The sequence below is a fragment of the Bacillus altaicus genome (assembly GCF_042136375.2).
Classification (GTDB): domain Bacteria; phylum Bacillota; class Bacilli; order Bacillales; family Bacillaceae_G; genus Bacillus_A; species Bacillus_A cereus_U.
On the sequence record NZ_CM143394.1, the window covers coordinates 200,260 to 217,500 of the forward strand.

Here is a 17,241-nt window from a genome sequence, read left to right on the forward strand (position 1 = left end):
ATTAATAATCCCCTACTTATAATGCTTTTTCTAATAATTTACGTTTTGCGAAAATCATACGACCAGCCGATGTTTGCAACACACTTGTAACTAGTACATTAAGTTGCGAACCGACATATTCTCTACCGTCTTCTACTACAATCATCGTGCCATCATCTAAGTATGCAACACCTTGATTTTGTTCTTTACCATCTTTCACAACATAAACACTTAATTCTTCACCAGGGAGTACGACTGGTTTAATTGCATTTGCTAAATCGTTAATGTTTAACACTGTTACTCCTTGTAGTTCAGAAACTTTGTTTAAGTTGAAATCATTTGTTACAACAGTTCCACCAGTGATTTTAGCTAACTTTACAAGCTTGCTATCCACCTCTTGGATATCCTCAAAATCGCCTTCATAAATTTCCACCGGAATTGGTAGCTCTTTTTGAATACGATTTAAAATGTCTAATCCTCTGCGACCACGATTACGCTTTAAAGCATCAGAAGAATCGGCAATATGCTGAAGCTCTTCTAATACGAATTGTGGAATCACAATTGTTCCTTCTAAAAACTTCGTTTGGCAAATATCCGCAATACGTCCATCAATAATTACACTTGTATCGAGAATTTTCCAATGAGTTGTAGATTTTTCTACCTCTACCTCTTCGTTCTCGCTATTGTTTTTCTTCTTACCTCCGCGCTGGGGTAATGTAAATAATCCTAGCAATTCATTTCTCTTTTTAAATCCTACTTGGAATCCTAAATAACCAAGTAAAAGAGTAAAGAACACTTGTAATACTGTACTAATGACTGGAATCGTGAATTCACGAATTGGTATCAAAATTAAATATGCAACAATAAGACCAGAGATCAACCCTAATGTACCAAATAAAACATCCGCTACCGGTGCCTTTACAAGGGCTTCTTCGATATGTTTAATAAGTTGAACAATATAATCCACAAGCCAAAATGTTGTTAAAAATAAAATAATTGCACCAATAATTGCACGAACGTACGATCCCTCAAGCCAAGGAACAGCACCGACGTCCAATACATTAATAACTTTTGGGATTAGAAAAATCCCTAACGCTCCCCCGATCACTAAAAAGAAGAGCTGTACGATCCTTTTTAACATCCAACCACCTCCTACTCATTATTAACCATTGTTTTGCTAATCAAAACGCCGAATGCAAAAGCGGACGTGTTTTTTTTATATAAATAGTTTTATTTACCAATATACCATATCATATAACAAAAATGTTCTAGTGTCGTTATATTATGGAATCAATGTAATATTCTTAATTGTGTCTACTCATATAGAGATGCTCTTGAATTCTTTTTAGGCCCTCTCGTATTTTCTTCGCCCTAACTTCCCCAATTCCTTCCACATCATCCAATTCATTAATAGTTGCACGACAAACACCTTGTAATGTTTTAAATCGATTAATTAAATTTTCAATGATAAGTGGTGGAACACGAGAAATTTTGCTTGCGATTCGGTATCCCCTCGGTGTCACGCTTTCTTCTAAGCTCATTTGCCCTGGATAGCCAAGCAATTTAACTAAATCGCTATCCTCTAAAAGCTGTGTATTTGCAAGATCTTGTAACTTTTTCAAAATTTGATGGTGATCCTGCGTTTTTTCTTGATAATAATCCTTAATTAATAACGCTGCCTCTGCTTCTAAGTCGGCTAGTAATTCTGTAAGTTGTAAACGAATTAACCTTCCTTCCGTTCCTAACTCATGAATGTAGCTCACTATTTCATTTTTAATACGCAGTACCATTTCAACACTATGTAAAACGTGAACTACCTCGGACATTGTAACAACCTCTTCAAATTCTAGAATGCCCAAATTCGTAATCCCATCATTCCATACAGCTTTATATTTTTCTAACGTTTGAATAGCTTGGTTTGCCTTTGTTAAAATTACACCTATATCTTTTAGTGTATAACGTAAGTTCCCTTGATATAGTGTAATTACGTTACGTCTTTGTGAAATAGCCACAACAAGGCTAGCCGTCTGCTTTGCTACACGCTCTGCCGTTCGGTGACGCATACCTGTTTCAATAGAATCAATGGATGGATCTGGAACTAATTGTGCATTTGCAATTAAAATTTTGCTCCCAGTTTCATTTAAAATAAGTGCCCCATCCATTTTTGCTAATTCATATAAACTAGCCGGGGAGAATGCACAATTAATGTGAAATCCTCCATCAACAATACTTTTAATCTGCTCATTATACCCAAGAACAATTAGCCCTCCAGTTTGCGCACGAAGTACGTTATCTATCCCTTCGCGTAGTGGTGTTCCTGGGGCAACGAGCTGTAGAATGTTAATCATACTTTTGACACGTTGCTTGTTTTCCTCCATAGCCTAGCCTCCTAATGTCAAACGAAGCGCCTCTCCTAAATTAGAAACACCTACTACCTCAATCCCATCTGGAATTGTCCATCCTCCCAAATTTTTTCTAGGAATAATAGCACGTTGAAACCCTAATTTTGCTGCTTCTTGTACACGTTGTTCAATTCTTGATACTCTTCTTATTTCTCCAGTTAGGCCTACTTCTCCTATTACCGCATCGGTTGGTGCAGTAGCTTTATCTCTGAAACTTGAAGCAATACTTAAGGCAACAGCTAAATCGATTGCTGGTTCATCTAATTTCAAGCCACCCGCGACTTTTAAATATGCGTCTTGATTTTGCAACAATAAACCTGTTCTTTTTTCTAGCACTGCCATAATAAGTGAAACGCGATTATGATCAATTCCCGTCGCCATTCTTCGAGGATTTCCAAAACTAGTAGGGGAGATTAATGCTTGTATTTCTACTAAAACCGGTCTTGTTCCTTCCATTGAAGCAACCACTGTGGATCCTGCAACTCCAACTGGACGTTCCTCAAGGAAAATTTCAGAAGGATTTAGTACTTCTGCAAGACCTAGTTCCTTCATTTCAAAGATACCCATTTCATTTGTGGAACCAAAACGGTTCTTCACAGCTCGCAAAATACGATATGTATGGTGACGATCTCCTTCAAAGTAAAGAACTGCATCAACCATATGTTCTAGCATACGTGGTCCTGCAATTGCCCCTTCTTTCGTCACATGTCCGACGATAAAAATAGGAATCCCTTTCGTCTTTGCAAGCTTCATTAATTCCGCTGTACATTCACGTACTTGCGCTACACTTCCTGGGGCTGACGTCACTTCAGGTAAATGTATCGTCTGAATGGAGTCAATAACAACAAAAGCTGGATTCATCTCTTCAATGTGTGCTGCTATTCGTTGTAAATCAGTTTCTGCTACAACAAATAGATTACTACCCTTTACATGCAAACGATCTGCACGAAGTTTAATCTGCTTTGCTGACTCCTCACCTGATATGTATAGTACATCATATGAAGAATCTGCTAATTGCGATGAAATTTGTAATAACAATGTTGATTTTCCAATCCCAGGGTCTCCACCAATAAGTACTAAAGATCCATCTACAATCCCGCCACCAAGTACACGGTTAAATTCTTGAAATTTCGTTTCAATACGCGCCTCAGAATTTGTTTCTACCTCTGTTAAGCGTCTTGGTTTTGTTACTTCTGATTGAATTGCATTGACATAATTAAGGCGCCTTGATGATACAACTGGTTCCATCTCTTCAACAAGCGTATTCCATTTACCACACCCAGGACATTTCCCCATATATTTTGGCGACTGATAACCACACTCTTGACATGTGAATTTTGTTTTCTTTTTAGCCATATCTTTTATAGTTCACTTCACTTTCATCTACAAACGTTTATCCTTCTCGTACAAGAAAGAGGGCTATCGCGTAGCCCTCTTTGTTTGTCTATACTTATTTTACCTTTTCCGCACTATGAATGACAAATGATTCTCCTTCTATATCAAAGATAACTTTTTGCCCTTTCTCAATAGCACCTTTTAACAGTTCTTCTGATAGTCTATCTTCTACATGTTTTTGAATTGCTCTACGAAGCGGACGAGCACCGTACTCTCGATCAAATCCTTTATCAGCAATTGCTGAAATTGCTCCTTCTGTTAAGTGCAATTCAATCTCTTGTTCTTTTAAGCGATTCACTAACTGATTCACCATAAGAGTTACAATTTCTTGAATATGTTTTTTCTCAAGCATATGGAACACGATAATTTCATCAATACGGTTTAAGAATTCTGGACGAAATGCTTTTTTCAATTCATCCATTACTTTACCTTTCATATCTGAATAATCGCGGCTCTCATCTTGTACGTTAAATCCAAGATGTTTATTACGTTTTAATGCGTCTGCACCAACATTAGACGTCATAATAACAATTGTATTACGGAAATCAACTGTACGTCCTTTAGAATCTGTTAAACGGCCATCTTCTAATACTTGTAGTAAAATATTAAACACGTCAGGATGAGCTTTCTCTACTTCATCTAATAAGACAACTGAATATGGCTTACGACGAACTTTCTCTGTTAATTGTCCACCTTCTTCATATCCAACATATCCTGGAGGAGATCCAACTAAACGAGAGGTAGAATGCTTTTCCATGTACTCAGACATATCAATGCGGATCATTGCATCCTCATCACCGAACATAGATTCCGCTAACGCCCTCGCTAGTTCTGTTTTACCTACACCAGTCGGTCCTAGGAAAATAAATGAGCCAATTGGACGTTTCGGATCTTTTAATCCCGCTCTCGCACGACGAACAGCTTTTGCCACAGCTACAACTGCTTCATCCTGCCCAATTAAACGATCATGTAAAATTGATTCCAAGTTTAATAATTTATCTGTCTCTGTTTGTGCAAGTTTAGAAACTGGAATACGTGTCCATGTGGAAACGACATTTGCAATATCTTCTACTGTTACTTCTGAGTTTTCTTGTCCTTGTTTCTCTTTCCACTGACGCTTTGTATCTTCTAACTTTTCACGTAAACGTTGTTCCATATCACGTAAGGAAGCAGCTTTTTCAAATTCTTGGCTTTGTACAGCCGCATCTTTTTCTTTTCTAATTTCCTCAAGCTTCACTTCAAGCTCTTTTAAGTTTGGTGGTGTTGTATAAGAACGTAAGCGTACTTTTGATGCAGCCTCATCAATTAAATCGATTGCTTTATCAGGTAAAAAACGGTCTGTAATGTAACGATCTGAAAGTTTTACAGCCGCATCGATTGCATCATCTGTAATAGATACGCGGTGATGCGCCTCATAACGGTCACGTAAACCTTTTAAAATTTGAACTGATTCTTCTAAGTTTGGTTCATCAACATGAATTGGTTGGAAACGTCTTTCTAATGCCGCATCCTTTTCAATATATTTACGATATTCGTCTAAAGTTGTTGCACCAATACATTGTAATTCACCGCGTGCTAAAGATGGTTTTAAAATATTCGATGCATCAATTGCACCTTCTGCCCCTCCTGCACCAATTAATGTATGAAGCTCATCAATAAATAGAATGATGTTACCAGCTTGGCGAATCTCATCCATCACTTTCTTTAAACGATCCTCAAATTCACCACGATATTTTGTTCCAGCAACAACTGTACCCATATCTAATGTCATAACACGCTTATCTCTTAAAGTTTCAGGAACTTCATTATTTACAATTTGCTGTGCTAATCCTTCCGCAATTGCTGTCTTACCTACACCAGGTTCTCCAATTAATACTGGATTGTTTTTTGTTCTACGGCTTAACACTTCAATTACACGTTGAATTTCTTTACCACGTCCAATAACAGGATCTAAACGATTTTCACGTGCAACAACTGTTAAATCACGTGCTAGACTGTCAAGTGTAGGTGTATTCGCATTTGTTGATGAACCACCTTGGTGACCTGAACTAGCTTCATTACTTCCAAGGAGTTGTAACACTTGTTGTCTTGCTTTGTTTAGGCTTACACCTAAATTATTTAAAACACGTGCTGCTACACCTTCACCTTCACGGATTAAACCAAGTAAAATATGTTCTGTTCCAACGTAGGAATGGCCCAATTTACGAGCTTCGTCCATAGACAACTCAATAACTTTTTTAGCACGAGGTGTGTAATGTACTGTTTGAGAAGCTTCCGTTCCACGTCCAATTAATGCTTCTACCTCTTTTTGAACTTTCTCTGGACTTAATCCAAGAGCAATTAACGCTTTTGCTGCAATTCCTTCACCTTCGCGTACAAGCCCAAGTAAAATATGTTCTGTTCCAATATTATTATGCCCAATGCGAATTGCTTCCTCTTGAGATAAAGCTAATACTTTCTGTGCTCGTTCTGTAAATCTTCCAAACATCATAGAAATCGCCTCCTACTTGCGCTTAATTTTGTTCAATTCGTAATCGCTCACGGATTAAGGTTGCTCTTCGATAATCTCTTTCTTCTGGTCCTAGAGGTCCTCCTGCATATTGTTGCAAAATGCCTGGCTGAGTAAGAACCATTAACTCAGTTAAAATATTTCTCGATATACCTTGTATATATCCTAAGTCAATACCAAGTCGTACATCTGATAAGCAAGTGGCTGCTTCTGCAGATTGAATTAAACGACTGTTAGCTAGTATTCCGTAAGAACGATATACTTTATCTTCAAGCTCAATACTTGAATTTTGTACAATTAATTCTCTAGCCATTTTTTCTTGATGGATGATTTGTTGAATGACACTCTTTAAATCTGCAATAATATCTTCTTCTGATTTCCCTAGTGTCATTTGATTTGACACTTGAAATATATTACCTAACGCTTCGCTACCTTCACCGTATATTCCTCTTACTACTAACCCTAATTTTTGAATTACTTGTATAATACGGTTAATTCTTTTCGTTAAAACCAGTCCCGGCAAATGAATCATTACCGAAGCCCTTAATCCTGTACCGACGTTAGTGGGGCAACTCGTAATATATCCAAGCGATTCATCAAAAGCATATTCAACCTGTTCCTCGATCCAGTTATCTATTTGATTGGCACTTTGAAGCGCCTCTGATAACTGTAAACCTGAAAATAGGCACTGAATCCTAACATGATCCTCTTCATTAAGCATGATACTTATATGTTCACTTTCTGATAGTAGGCATGCTCCGTATTCTGTTCCTGCAAGATTCGGACTAATTAAATGCTTCTCAACTAAAACTCTCCTTTGGAGAGGATTTAATTCATTCATTTTTAATAGTTCAAACTCCCCAAAAGGTTCTACAGGTTTATTTATAAACTTCTTCTTAAATAACTCATGAATCTGTTTAGCTTCTTCCTCGTTTTGCATAGTAGAGAATTGATATTTTTTAAAATTACGAGCCAAACGAATTCGACTACTTAAAACAATATCAGAATCAGGGCCATCCCCCTTCATCCATGGACTAATCGCTTCATTCATGATTCTGTCCAGTGACATAGAACTATTCCCCCTCTCTATGCTCACTAAGCTGATTTACAAGACATCGAATTTTATCTCGTACTTCAGCCGCTTTCTCAAATTCCTCTTTCTGTACATATTGTTTCAGATTGAGTTTTAGTTCATCTAATTCTTTCTTTAAGTAGATATTTCCTTCTATACGTTCAGGAATTTTTCCACAATGATCTGTATGCCCACCGTGAAGACGTTTTAACAATGGTTTTAAATGCCCCTTAAATGTATCGTAACAAGAAGCACATCCAAAGCGTCCCACTTTTGTAAATTGTTCATATGTCATCTTACAATTTGGACATCTTGATATATTTGTATTTGAAAATGCATCTTGCCCTTCTTCAAACATTGCTGGTTCACCATGCAATAATCCGGCTAATAGGTCATGGAATGAAAAATTAGACTGCGGTGATTGAAAGAAAGACGTATAGCCACTTTGTTCTGCACATTGCTCGCAAAGATGAACTTCCGCCTTTTTTTCGTTGATTACTTTTGTATAATGTAAAGTTGCTGGTCTTATATTACAGTTTTGACAAGTCATCGCTATCCCCCACCTTTACAACAGGAACGATCTATCTCATGATACTTTTCATACATTACTAGATTGTTCTCTTTCCTTAATCCATTTAGTAAAAGCACATGTCATCTTTCAAAATTCCTACAATATTAAACTGCATTATCTTAGTTATCATTCTTAACAAAAGTTATATTTATTTATATTTCAGTGTTCTTAACATTGCGCATAATATTCGAGCCCTAAGTTCATCTCGAGAAGGAACATCCATTAATAATACAGAACGATCTAGTACGCTTAACATAAGTTTAGCTTCACGATTTGTTATAATACCCTCTTCTATTAAACGTATAATCATGCTTTCTGCATTTCCTTGTGCAACGCTATGATCAATCATATGAAGCATTTGATCAATAATGTCTATATCATCATGCAGTTTGACTTTTATAATGCGAATGTAACCTCCTCCACCTCGTTTACTTTCTACTACGAATCCTCTTTCTAACGTAAAACGGGTATTGATTACATAGTTGATTTGAGACGGCACACAATCGAATCGATCAGCGACCTCATTCCTCTTGATTTCAATCGCATTATTATTGCTTAAGTCAATAACTTGCTTTAGATATTTCTCAATGATATCAGATATATTTCTCATTTATCCGCCACCTTTATTGACTTTGACTATCTTTGACTTTAATTATATACGTATTAAAAAAATTTGCAACTCTTTTGCTTATTCACTATCCTAGCCACATTTCCCTGTCTTTAATCAAAAGGACGATTCTTTAAGTAAATGATTTTTTAAATTACTATGAATTATAAAAGAAACACGAAAAAACACGAGTCAAATGACTCGTGTTTTAGTTGCTTGGCGACGTCCTACTCTCACAGGGACAAGGTCCCAACTACCATCGGCGCTAGAGAGCTTAACTTCCGTGTTCGGTATGGGAACGGGTGTGACCTCTCTGCCATCATCACCAAACTATTGAAGGTATATTCCTTCAAAACTAGATAACATTTGCTTCATATTATATGGTTAAGTCCTCGATCTATTAGTATTCGTCAGCTCCACATGTCACCATGCTTCCACCTCGAACCTATCAACCTGATCATCTTTCAGGGATCTTACTAGCTTACGCTATGGGAAATCTCATCTTGAGGGGGGCTTCATGCTTAGATGCTTTCAGCACTTATCCCTTCCGCACATAGCTACCCAGCTATGCCCTTGGCAGAACAACTGGTACACCAGCGGTGCGTCCATCCCGGTCCTCTCGTACTAAGGACAGCTCCTCTCAAATTTCCTGCGCCCACGACGGATAGGGACCGAACTGTCTCACGACGTTCTGAACCCAGCTCGCGTACCGCTTTAATGGGCGAACAGCCCAACCCTTGGGACCGACTACAGCCCCAGGATGCGATGAGCCGACATCGAGGTGCCAAACCTCCCCGTCGATGTGGACTCTTGGGGGAGATAAGCCTGTTATCCCCGGGGTAGCTTTTATCCGTTGAGCGATGGCCCTTCCATGCGGAACCACCGAATCACTAAGCCCGACTTTCGTCCCTGCTCGACTTGTAGGTCTCGCAGTCAAGCTCCCTTATGCCTTTGCACTCTACGAATGATTTCCAACCATTCTGAGGGAACCTTTGGGCGCCTCCGTTACACTTTAGGAGGCGACCGCCCCAGTCAAACTGCCCACCTGACACTGTCTCCCGGGTCGATAAGACCCGTAGGTTAGAATTTCAATACAGTCAGGGCGGTATCCCACCAGCGCCTCCACCGAAGCTAGCGCTCCGGTTTCAATGGCTCCCGCCTATCCTGTACAAACTGTACCAAAATTCAATATCAGGCTACAGTAAAGCTCCACGGGGTCTTTCCGTCCTGTCGCGGGTAACCTGCATCTTCACAGGTACTATAATTTCACCGAGTCTCTGGTTGAGACAGTGCCCAAATCGTTACACCTTTCGTGCGGGTCGGAACTTACCCGACAAGGAATTTCGCTACCTTAGGACCGTTATAGTTACGGCCGCCGTTTACTGGGGCTTCAGTTCAGAGCTTCGCTTACGCTAACCCCTCTCCTTAACCTTCCAGCACCGGGCAGGTGTCAGCCCCTATACTTCGCCTTACGGCTTCGCAGAGACCTGTGTTTTTGCTAAACAGTCGCTTGGGCCTATTCACTGCGGCTTTCCGTTAAGAAAGCACCCCTTCTCCCGAAGTTACGGGGTCATTTTGCCGAGTTCCTTAACCAGAGTTCTCTCGCACACCTTAGGATTCTCTCCTCGCCTACCTGTGTCGGTTTGCGGTACAGGCACCTTTTATCTCGCTAGAAGCTTTTCTTGGCAGCGGGGAATCAAAGACTTCGCTCCATAAGGAGCTTCCCCATCACAGCTCAGCCTTCACGATAAGCGGATTTGCCTACTTATCAGCCTAACTGCTTGGACGTGCACAACCAATCGCACGCTTCTTCTATCCTTCTGCGTCCCTCCATTGCTCAAACGATAAAGAGGTGGTACAGGAATATCAACCTGTTGTCCATCGCCTACGCCTGTCGGCCTCGGCTTAGGTCCTGACTAACCCTGAGCGGACGAGCCTTCCTCAGGAAACCTTAGGCATTCGGTGGACGGGATTCTCACCCGTCTTTCGCTACTCATACCGGCATTCTCACTTCTAAGCGCTCCACCAGTCCTTCCGGTCTGACTTCACTGCACTTAGAACGCTCCCCTACCACTGATACCATTGGTATCAATTCGCAGCTTCGGTGGTGTATTTAGCCCCGGTACATTTTCGGCGCAGAGTCACTCGACTAGTGAGCTATTACGCACTCTTTAAATGGTGGCTGCTTCTGAGCCAACATCCTAGTTGTCTAAGCAACTCCACATCCTTTTCCACTTAATACACACTTTGGGACCTTAGCTGGCAATCTGGGCTGTTTCCCTCTTGACTACGGATCTTATCACTCGCAGTCTGACTCCTAAGGATAAGTCATTGGCATTCGGAGTTTGACTGAATTCGGTAATCCGATGAGGACCCCTAGTTCAATCAGTGCTCTACCTCCAAGACTCTTACACTTAAGGCTAGCCCTAAAGCTATTTCGGGGAGAACCAGCTATCTCCAGGTTCGATTGGAATTTCTCCGCTACCCACACCTCATCCCCGCACTTTTCAACGTGCGTGGGTTCGGGCCTCCATTCAGTGTTACCTGAACTTCACCCTGGACATGGGTAGATCACCTGGTTTCGGGTCTACGACCACGTACTAAACGCCCTATTCAGACTCGCTTTCGCTGCGGCTCCGCCTCTTCAGCTTAACCTCGCACGGGATCGTAACTCGCCGGTTCATTCTACAAAAGGCACGCCATCACCCATTAACGGGCTCTGACTATTTGTAGGCACACGGTTTCAGGATCTCTTTCACTCCCCTTCCGGGGTGCTTTTCACCTTTCCCTCACGGTACTGGTTCACTATCGATCACTAGGGAGTATTTAGCCTTGGGAGATGGTCCTCCCAGATTCCGACGGAATTTCACGTGTTCCGCCGTACTCAGGATACATTCAAGAGAGAACGAAGTTTCGACTACGGGGTTGTTACCCTCTGTGACGGACCTTTCCAGGTCGCTTCGTCTACCTCGTTCCTTTGTAACTCCGTATAGAATGTCCTACAACCCCAAGAGGCAAGCCTCTTGGTTTGGGCTAGATTCCGTTTCGCTCGCCGCTACTCAGGAAATCGCATTTGCTTTCTCTTCCTCCAGGTACTTAGATGTTTCAGTTCCCTGGGTCTGTCTTCCTTACCCTATGTATTCAGGTAAGGATACCATACCATTACGTATAGTGGGTTTCCCCATTCGGAAATCTTCGGATAAAAGCTTACTTACAGCTCCCCGAAGCATATCGGCGTTAGTCCCGTCCTTCATCGACTCCTAGTGTCAAGGCATCCACCGTGCGCCCTTTCTAACTTAACCAAACTAAAATTAAAAAAATATGAGCTACACTGTTATCTAGTTTTCAAAGAACATACATTTAAACTTGAGAGATAGTTCTCTCAAAACTGAACGAAACAAAACAAGTCAACGTTTATTGATGAACTGCGTTCATCAATTCTCCATAGAAAGGAGGTGATCCAGCCGCACCTTCCGATACGGCTACCTTGTTACGACTTCACCCCAATCATCTGTCCCACCTTAGGCGGCTGGCTCCATAAAGGTTACCCCACCGACTTCGGGTGTTACAAACTCTCGTGGTGTGACGGGCGGTGTGTACAAGGCCCGGGAACGTATTCACCGCGGCATGCTGATCCGCGATTACTAGCGATTCCAGCTTCATGTAGGCGAGTTGCAGCCTACAATCCGAACTGAGAACGGTTTTATGAGATTAGCTCCACCTCGCGGTCTTGCAGCTCTTTGTACCGTCCATTGTAGCACGTGTGTAGCCCAGGTCATAAGGGGCATGATGATTTGACGTCATCCCCACCTTCCTCCGGTTTGTCACCGGCAGTCACCTTAGAGTGCCCAACTTAATGATGGCAACTGAAGATCGAAGGGTTGCGCTCGTTGCGGGACTTAACCCAACATCTCACGACACGAGCTGACGACAACCATGCACCACCTGTCACTCTGCTCCCGAAGGAGAAGCTCTATCTCTAGAGTTTTCAGAGGATGTCAAGACCTGGTAAGGTTCTTCGCGTTGCTTCGAATTAAACCACATGCTCCACCGCTTGTGCGGGCCCCCGTCAATTCCTTTGAGTTTCAGCCTTGCGGCCGTACTCCCCAGGCGGAGTGCTTAATGCGTTAACTTCAGCACTAAAGGGCGGAAACCCTCTAACACTTAGCACTCATCGTTTACGGCGTGGACTACCAGGGTATCTAATCCTGTTTGCTCCCCACGCTTTCGCGCCTCAGTGTCAGTTACAGACCAGAAAGTCGCCTTCGCCACTGGTGTTCCTCCATATCTCTACGCATTTCACCGCTACACATGGAATTCCACTTTCCTCTTCTGCACTCAAGTCTCCCAGTTTCCAATGACCCTCCACGGTTGAGCCGTGGGCTTTCACATCAGACTTAAGAAACCACCTGCGCGCGCTTTACGCCCAATAATTCCGGATAACGCTTGCCACCTACGTATTACCGCGGCTGCTGGCACGTAGTTAGCCGTGGCTTTCTGGTTAGGTACCGTCAAGGTGCCAGCTTATTCAACTAGCACTTGTTCTTCCCTAACAACAGAGTTTTACGACCCGAAAGCCTTCATCACTCACGCGGCGTTGCTCCGTCAGACTTTCGTCCATTGCGGAAGATTCCCTACTGCTGCCTCCCGTAGGAGTCTGGGCCGTGTCTCAGTCCCAGTGTGGCCGATCACCCTCTCAGGTCGGCTACGCATCGTTGCCTTGGTGAGCCGTTACCTCACCAACTAGCTAATGCGACGCGGGTCCATCCATAAGTGACAGCCGAAGCCGCCTTTCAATTTCGAACTATGCAGTTCAAAATATTATCCGGTATTAGCCCCGGTTTCCCGGAGTTATCCCAGTCTTATGGGTAGGTTACCCACGTGTTACTCACCCGTCCGCCGCTAACTTCATAAGAGCAAGCTCTTAATCCATTCGCTCGACTTGCATGTATTAGGCACGCCGCCAGCGTTCATCCTGAGCCAGGATCAAACTCTCCAATAAAGTTAGTTTGTCTAGCATCTAAAAATAAAAATTGACGTTTACGTTGTTTGTTTCGTTCAGTTTTCAAAGAACTTTTTTGGTGGAGCCTAGCGGGATCGAACCGCTGACCTCCTGCGTGCAAGGCAGGCGCTCTCCCAGCTGAGCTAAGGCCCCAAACAAGTATCGGGAAGACAGGATTTGAACCTGCGACCCCCTGGTCCCAAACCAGGTGCTCTACCAAGCTGAGCCACTTCCCGAAAAAAACGCGCCCGAGAGGAGTCGAACCCCTAACCTCTTGATCCGTAGTCAAACGCTCTATCCAATTGAGCTACGGGCGCATATGGTGCCGAGGGCGGGGGTCGAACCCGCACGGTGGTCACCCACCGCAGGATTTTAAGTCCTGTGCGTCTGCCTGTTCCGCCACCCCGGCATGTCATACTGAAAATTGGAGCGGAAGACGGGATTCGAACCCGCGACCCCAACCTTGGCAAGGTTGTATTCTACCACTGAACTACTTCCGCAAGACATGTTTGAGTTATTTTATTAAAAGTGCGGGTGAAGGGAGTCGAACCCCCACGCCAAAGGCGCTAGATCCTAAGTCTAGTGCGTCTGCCAATTCCGCCACACCCGCATATTTCATTAAAATGGTGAGCCATGAAGGATTCGAACCTTCGACCCTCTGATTAAAAGTCAGATGCTCTACCAACTGAGCTAATGGCTCTTGCAATAAAAACTGGTGCCGACTAGAGGACTTGAACCCCCAACCTACTGATTACAAGTCAGTTGCTCTACCAATTGAGCTAAGTCGGCTAAATGGTGGAGGATGACGGGATCGAACCGCCGACCCCCTGCTTGTAAGGCAGGTGCTCTCCCAGCTGAGCTAATCCTCCGAATTGCCTGGCAACGTCCTACTCTCACAGGGACAAGGTCCCAACTACCATCGGCGCTAGAGAGCTTAACTTCCGTGTTCGGTATGGGAACGGGTGTGGCCTCTCTGCCATCATTACCAGACTATATTCATTTAAGACAAGAATTATTATAACTTATTTACTTTCAAAAGTCAATAATTTATTTATATTCTTTCAAAACTAGATAACAGCGCTTCATATTATATGGTTAAGTCCTCGATCTATTAGTATTCGTCAGCTCCACATGTCACCATGCTTCCACCTCGAACCTATCAACCTGATCATCTTTCAGGGATCTTACTAGCTTACGCTATGGGAAATCTCATCTTGAGGGGGGCTTCATGCTTAGATGCTTTCAGCACTTATCCCTTCCGCACATAGCTACCCAGCTATGCCCTTGGCAGAACAACTGGTACACCAGCGGTGCGTCCATCCCGGTCCTCTCGTACTAAGGACAGCTCCTCTCAAATTTCCTGCGCCCACGACGGATAGGGACCGAACTGTCTCACGACGTTCTGAACCCAGCTCGCGTACCGCTTTAATGGGCGAACAGCCCAACCCTTGGGACCGACTACAGCCCCAGGATGCGATGAGCCGACATCGAGGTGCCAAACCTCCCCGTCGATGTGGACTCTTGGGGGAGATAAGCCTGTTATCCCCGGGGTAGCTTTTATCCGTTGAGCGATGGCCCTTCCATGCGGAACCACCGGATCGACTAAGCCCGACTTTCGTCCCTGCTCGACTTGTAGGTCTCGCAGTCAAGCTCCCTTATGCCTTTGCACTCTACGAATGATTTCCAACCATTCTGAGGGAACCTTTGGGCGCCTCCGTTACACTTTAGGAGGCGACCGCCCCAGTCAAACTGCCCACCTGACACTGTCTCCCGGGTCGATAAGACCCGTAGGTTAGAATTTCAATACAGTCAGGGCGGTATCCCACCAGCGCCTCCACCGAAGCTAGCGCTCCGGTTTCAATGGCTCCCGCCTATCCTGTACAAACTGTACCAAAATTCAATATCAGGCTACAGTAAAGCTCCACGGGGTCTTTCCGTCCTGTCGCGGGTAACCTGCATCTTCACAGGTACTATAATTTCACCGAGTCTCTGGTTGAGACAGTGCCCAAATCGTTACACCTTTCGTGCGGGTCGGAACTTACCCGACAAGGAATTTCGCTACCTTAGGACCGTTATAGTTACGGCCGCCGTTTACTGGGGCTTCAGTTCAGAGCTTCGCTTACGCTAACCCCTCTCCTTAACCTTCCAGCACCGGGCAGGTGTCAGCCCCTATACTTCGCCTTACGGCTTCGCAGAGACCTGTGTTTTTGCTAAACAGTCGCTTGGGCCTATTCACTGCGGCTTTCCGTTAAGAAAGCACCCCTTCTCCCGAAGTTACGGGGTCATTTTGCCGAGTTCCTTAACCAGAGTTCTCTCGCACACCTTAGGATTCTCTCCTCGCCTACCTGTGTCGGTTTGCGGTACAGGCACCTTTTATCTCGCTAGAAGCTTTTCTTGGCAGCGGGGAATCAAAGACTTCGCTCCATAAGGAGCTTCCCCATCACAGCTCAGCCTTCACGATAAGCGGATTTGCCTACTTATCAGCCTAACTGCTTGGACGTGCACAACCAATCGCACGCTTCTTCTATCCTTCTGCGTCCCTCCATTGCTCAAACGATAAAGAGGTGGTACAGGAATATCAACCTGTTGTCCATCGCCTACGCCTGTCGGCCTCGGCTTAGGTCCTGACTAACCCTGAGCGGACGAGCCTTCCTCAGGAAACCTTAGGCATTCGGTGGACGGGATTCTCACCCGTCTTTCGCTACTCATACCGGCATTCTCACTTCTAAGCGCTCCACCAGTCCTTCCGGTCTGACTTCACTGCACTTAGAACGCTCCCCTACCACTGATACCATTGGTATCAATTCGCAGCTTCGGTGGTGTATTTAGCCCCGGTACATTTTCGGCGCAGAGTCACTCGACTAGTGAGCTATTACGCACTCTTTAAATGGTGGCTGCTTCTGAGCCAACATCCTAGTTGTCTAAGCAACTCCACATCCTTTTCCACTTAATACACACTTTGGGACCTTAGCTGGCAATCTGGGCTGTTTCCCTCTTGACTACGGATCTTATCACTCGCAGTCTGACTCCTAAGGATAAGTCATTGGCATTCGGAGTTTGACTGAATTCGGTAATCCGATGAGGACCCCTAGTTCAATCAGTGCTCTACCTCCAAGACTCTTACACTTAAGGCTAGCCCTAAAGCTATTTCGGGGAGAACCAGCTATCTCCAGGTTCGATTGGAATTTCTCCGCTACCCACACCTCATCCCCGCACTTTTCAACGTGCGTGGGTTCGGGCCTCCATTCAGTGTTACCTGAACTTCACCCTGGACATGGGTAGATCACCTGGTTTCGGGTCTACGACCACGTACTAAACGCCCTATTCAGACTCGCTTTCGCTGCGGCTCCGCCTCTTCAGCTTAACCTCGCACAGGATCGTAACTCGCCGGTTCATTCTACAAAAGGCACGCCATCACCCATTAACGGGCTCTGACTATTTGTAGGCACACGGTTTCAGGATCTCTTTCACTCCCCTTCCGGGGTGCTTTTCACCTTTCCCTCACGGTACTGGTTCACTATCGATCACTAGGGAGTATTTAGCCTTGGGAGATGGTCCTCCCAGATTCCGACGGAATTTCACGTGTTCCGCCGTACTCAGGATACATTCAAGAGAGAACGAAGTTTCGACTACGGGGTTGTTACCCTCTGTGACGGACCTTTCCAGGTCGCTTCGTCTACCTCGTTCCTTTGTAACTCCGTATA

At 43.9% G+C, this 17,241-nt stretch carries 7 protein-coding genes, 9 tRNA genes and 5 rRNA genes (1 of these 21 only partly in view); all 21 read right to left on the reverse strand.

Going from position 1 to position 17,241, the window contains the following annotated elements:
• Positions 1 to 16 precede the first annotated feature (16 nt).
• The gene (locus ACE38F_RS01105) at positions 17 to 1,120 is read right to left on the reverse strand and encodes a PIN/TRAM domain-containing protein (RefSeq protein ID WP_002159616.1); all 1,104 of its coding nucleotides are present in this window, start codon (positions 1,118 to 1,120) and stop codon (positions 17 to 19) included.
• A gap of 163 nt (positions 1,121 to 1,283) precedes the next feature.
• Positions 1,284 to 2,357, reverse strand: a complete 1,074-nt coding sequence (gene disA, locus ACE38F_RS01110; protein WP_000392162.1) for a DNA integrity scanning diadenylate cyclase DisA — start codon at positions 2,355 to 2,357, stop codon at positions 1,284 to 1,286.
• 3 nt (positions 2,358 to 2,360) lie between these two features.
• A complete protein-coding gene (gene radA, locus ACE38F_RS01115; RefSeq protein WP_002159617.1) occupies positions 2,361 to 3,737 on the reverse strand; it encodes a DNA repair protein RadA in 1,377 nt (458 codons plus the stop codon).
• 94 nt (positions 3,738 to 3,831) lie between these two features.
• On the reverse strand, positions 3,832 to 6,267 hold the full coding sequence (gene clpC, locus ACE38F_RS01120) for an ATP-dependent protease ATP-binding subunit ClpC (protein ID WP_215554956.1): 2,436 nt from the start codon (positions 6,265 to 6,267) through the stop codon (positions 3,832 to 3,834).
• A gap of 22 nt (positions 6,268 to 6,289) precedes the next feature.
• Entirely contained in the window at positions 6,290 to 7,354 is a 1,065-nt protein-coding gene (locus ACE38F_RS01125; RefSeq protein WP_002091490.1) for a protein arginine kinase, read from the reverse strand.
• Positions 7,355 to 7,358: 4 nt separating this feature from the next.
• Positions 7,359 to 7,907, reverse strand: coding sequence for a UvrB/UvrC motif-containing protein (locus ACE38F_RS01130; RefSeq protein ID WP_002159618.1), 549 nt, complete (start codon positions 7,905 to 7,907; stop codon positions 7,359 to 7,361).
• 169 nt (positions 7,908 to 8,076) lie between these two features.
• On the reverse strand, positions 8,077 to 8,538 hold the full coding sequence (gene ctsR / locus ACE38F_RS01135; protein WP_002029353.1) for a transcriptional regulator CtsR: 462 nt from the start codon (positions 8,536 to 8,538) through the stop codon (positions 8,077 to 8,079).
• A 211-nt stretch (positions 8,539 to 8,749) separates the two neighbouring features.
• Positions 8,750 to 8,865: ribosomal RNA gene (gene rrf / locus ACE38F_RS01140) — 5S ribosomal RNA — on the reverse strand.
• A gap of 50 nt (positions 8,866 to 8,915) precedes the next feature.
• A 23S ribosomal RNA gene (locus ACE38F_RS01145) occupies positions 8,916 to 11,837 on the reverse strand.
• Between the two features lie 146 nt (positions 11,838 to 11,983).
• A 16S ribosomal RNA gene (locus ACE38F_RS01150) occupies positions 11,984 to 13,537 on the reverse strand.
• A gap of 77 nt (positions 13,538 to 13,614) precedes the next feature.
• A tRNA-Ala gene (locus ACE38F_RS01155) sits at positions 13,615 to 13,690 on the reverse strand.
• A gap of 9 nt (positions 13,691 to 13,699) precedes the next feature.
• A tRNA-Pro gene (locus ACE38F_RS01160) sits at positions 13,700 to 13,773 on the reverse strand.
• Positions 13,774 to 13,780: 7 nt separating this feature from the next.
• Positions 13,781 to 13,854 (reverse strand) — tRNA-Arg (locus ACE38F_RS01165).
• A gap of 3 nt (positions 13,855 to 13,857) precedes the next feature.
• Positions 13,858 to 13,946, reverse strand: a tRNA-Leu gene (locus tag ACE38F_RS01170).
• Positions 13,947 to 13,962: 16 nt separating this feature from the next.
• Positions 13,963 to 14,037, reverse strand: a tRNA-Gly gene (locus ACE38F_RS01175).
• A 29-nt stretch (positions 14,038 to 14,066) separates the two neighbouring features.
• Positions 14,067 to 14,147: transfer RNA gene (locus tag ACE38F_RS01180), tRNA-Leu, on the reverse strand.
• A 14-nt stretch (positions 14,148 to 14,161) separates the two neighbouring features.
• A tRNA-Lys gene (locus tag ACE38F_RS01185) sits at positions 14,162 to 14,237 on the reverse strand.
• A 13-nt stretch (positions 14,238 to 14,250) separates the two neighbouring features.
• Positions 14,251 to 14,326, reverse strand: a tRNA-Thr gene (locus tag ACE38F_RS01190).
• Positions 14,327 to 14,330: 4 nt separating this feature from the next.
• Positions 14,331 to 14,406 (reverse strand) — tRNA-Val (locus tag ACE38F_RS01195).
• A 5-nt stretch (positions 14,407 to 14,411) separates the two neighbouring features.
• Positions 14,412 to 14,527 (reverse strand): 5S ribosomal RNA (rrf, locus tag ACE38F_RS01200).
• A 101-nt stretch (positions 14,528 to 14,628) separates the two neighbouring features.
• A 23S ribosomal RNA gene (locus ACE38F_RS01205) occupies positions 14,629 to 17,241 on the reverse strand (it continues 310 nt past the right edge of the window).
• The 16S, 23S and 5S rRNA genes sit together here with 9 tRNA genes alongside, the layout of an rRNA operon.

Bases quoted from the DNA above. Each gene is read 5' to 3' on its own strand.
- ACE38F_RS01105 (WP_002159616.1), bottom strand. From the start codon at position 1,120: ATGTTAAAAAGGATCGTACAGCTCTTCTTTTTAGTGATCGGGGGAGCG.
- disA (WP_000392162.1), bottom strand. From the start codon at position 2,357: ATGGAGGAAAACAAGCAACGTGTCAAAAGTATGATTAACATTCTACAG.
- radA (WP_002159617.1), bottom strand. From the start codon at position 3,737: ATGGCTAAAAAGAAAACAAAATTCACATGTCAAGAGTGTGGTTATCAG.
- clpC (WP_215554956.1), bottom strand. From the start codon at position 6,267: ATGATGTTTGGAAGATTTACAGAACGAGCACAGAAAGTATTAGCTTTA.
- ACE38F_RS01125 (WP_002091490.1), bottom strand. From the start codon at position 7,354: ATGTCACTGGACAGAATCATGAATGAAGCGATTAGTCCATGGATGAAG.
- ACE38F_RS01130 (WP_002159618.1), bottom strand. From the start codon at position 7,907: ATGACTTGTCAAAACTGTAATATAAGACCAGCAACTTTACATTATACA.
- ctsR (WP_002029353.1), bottom strand. From the start codon at position 8,538: ATGAGAAATATATCTGATATCATTGAGAAATATCTAAAGCAAGTTATT.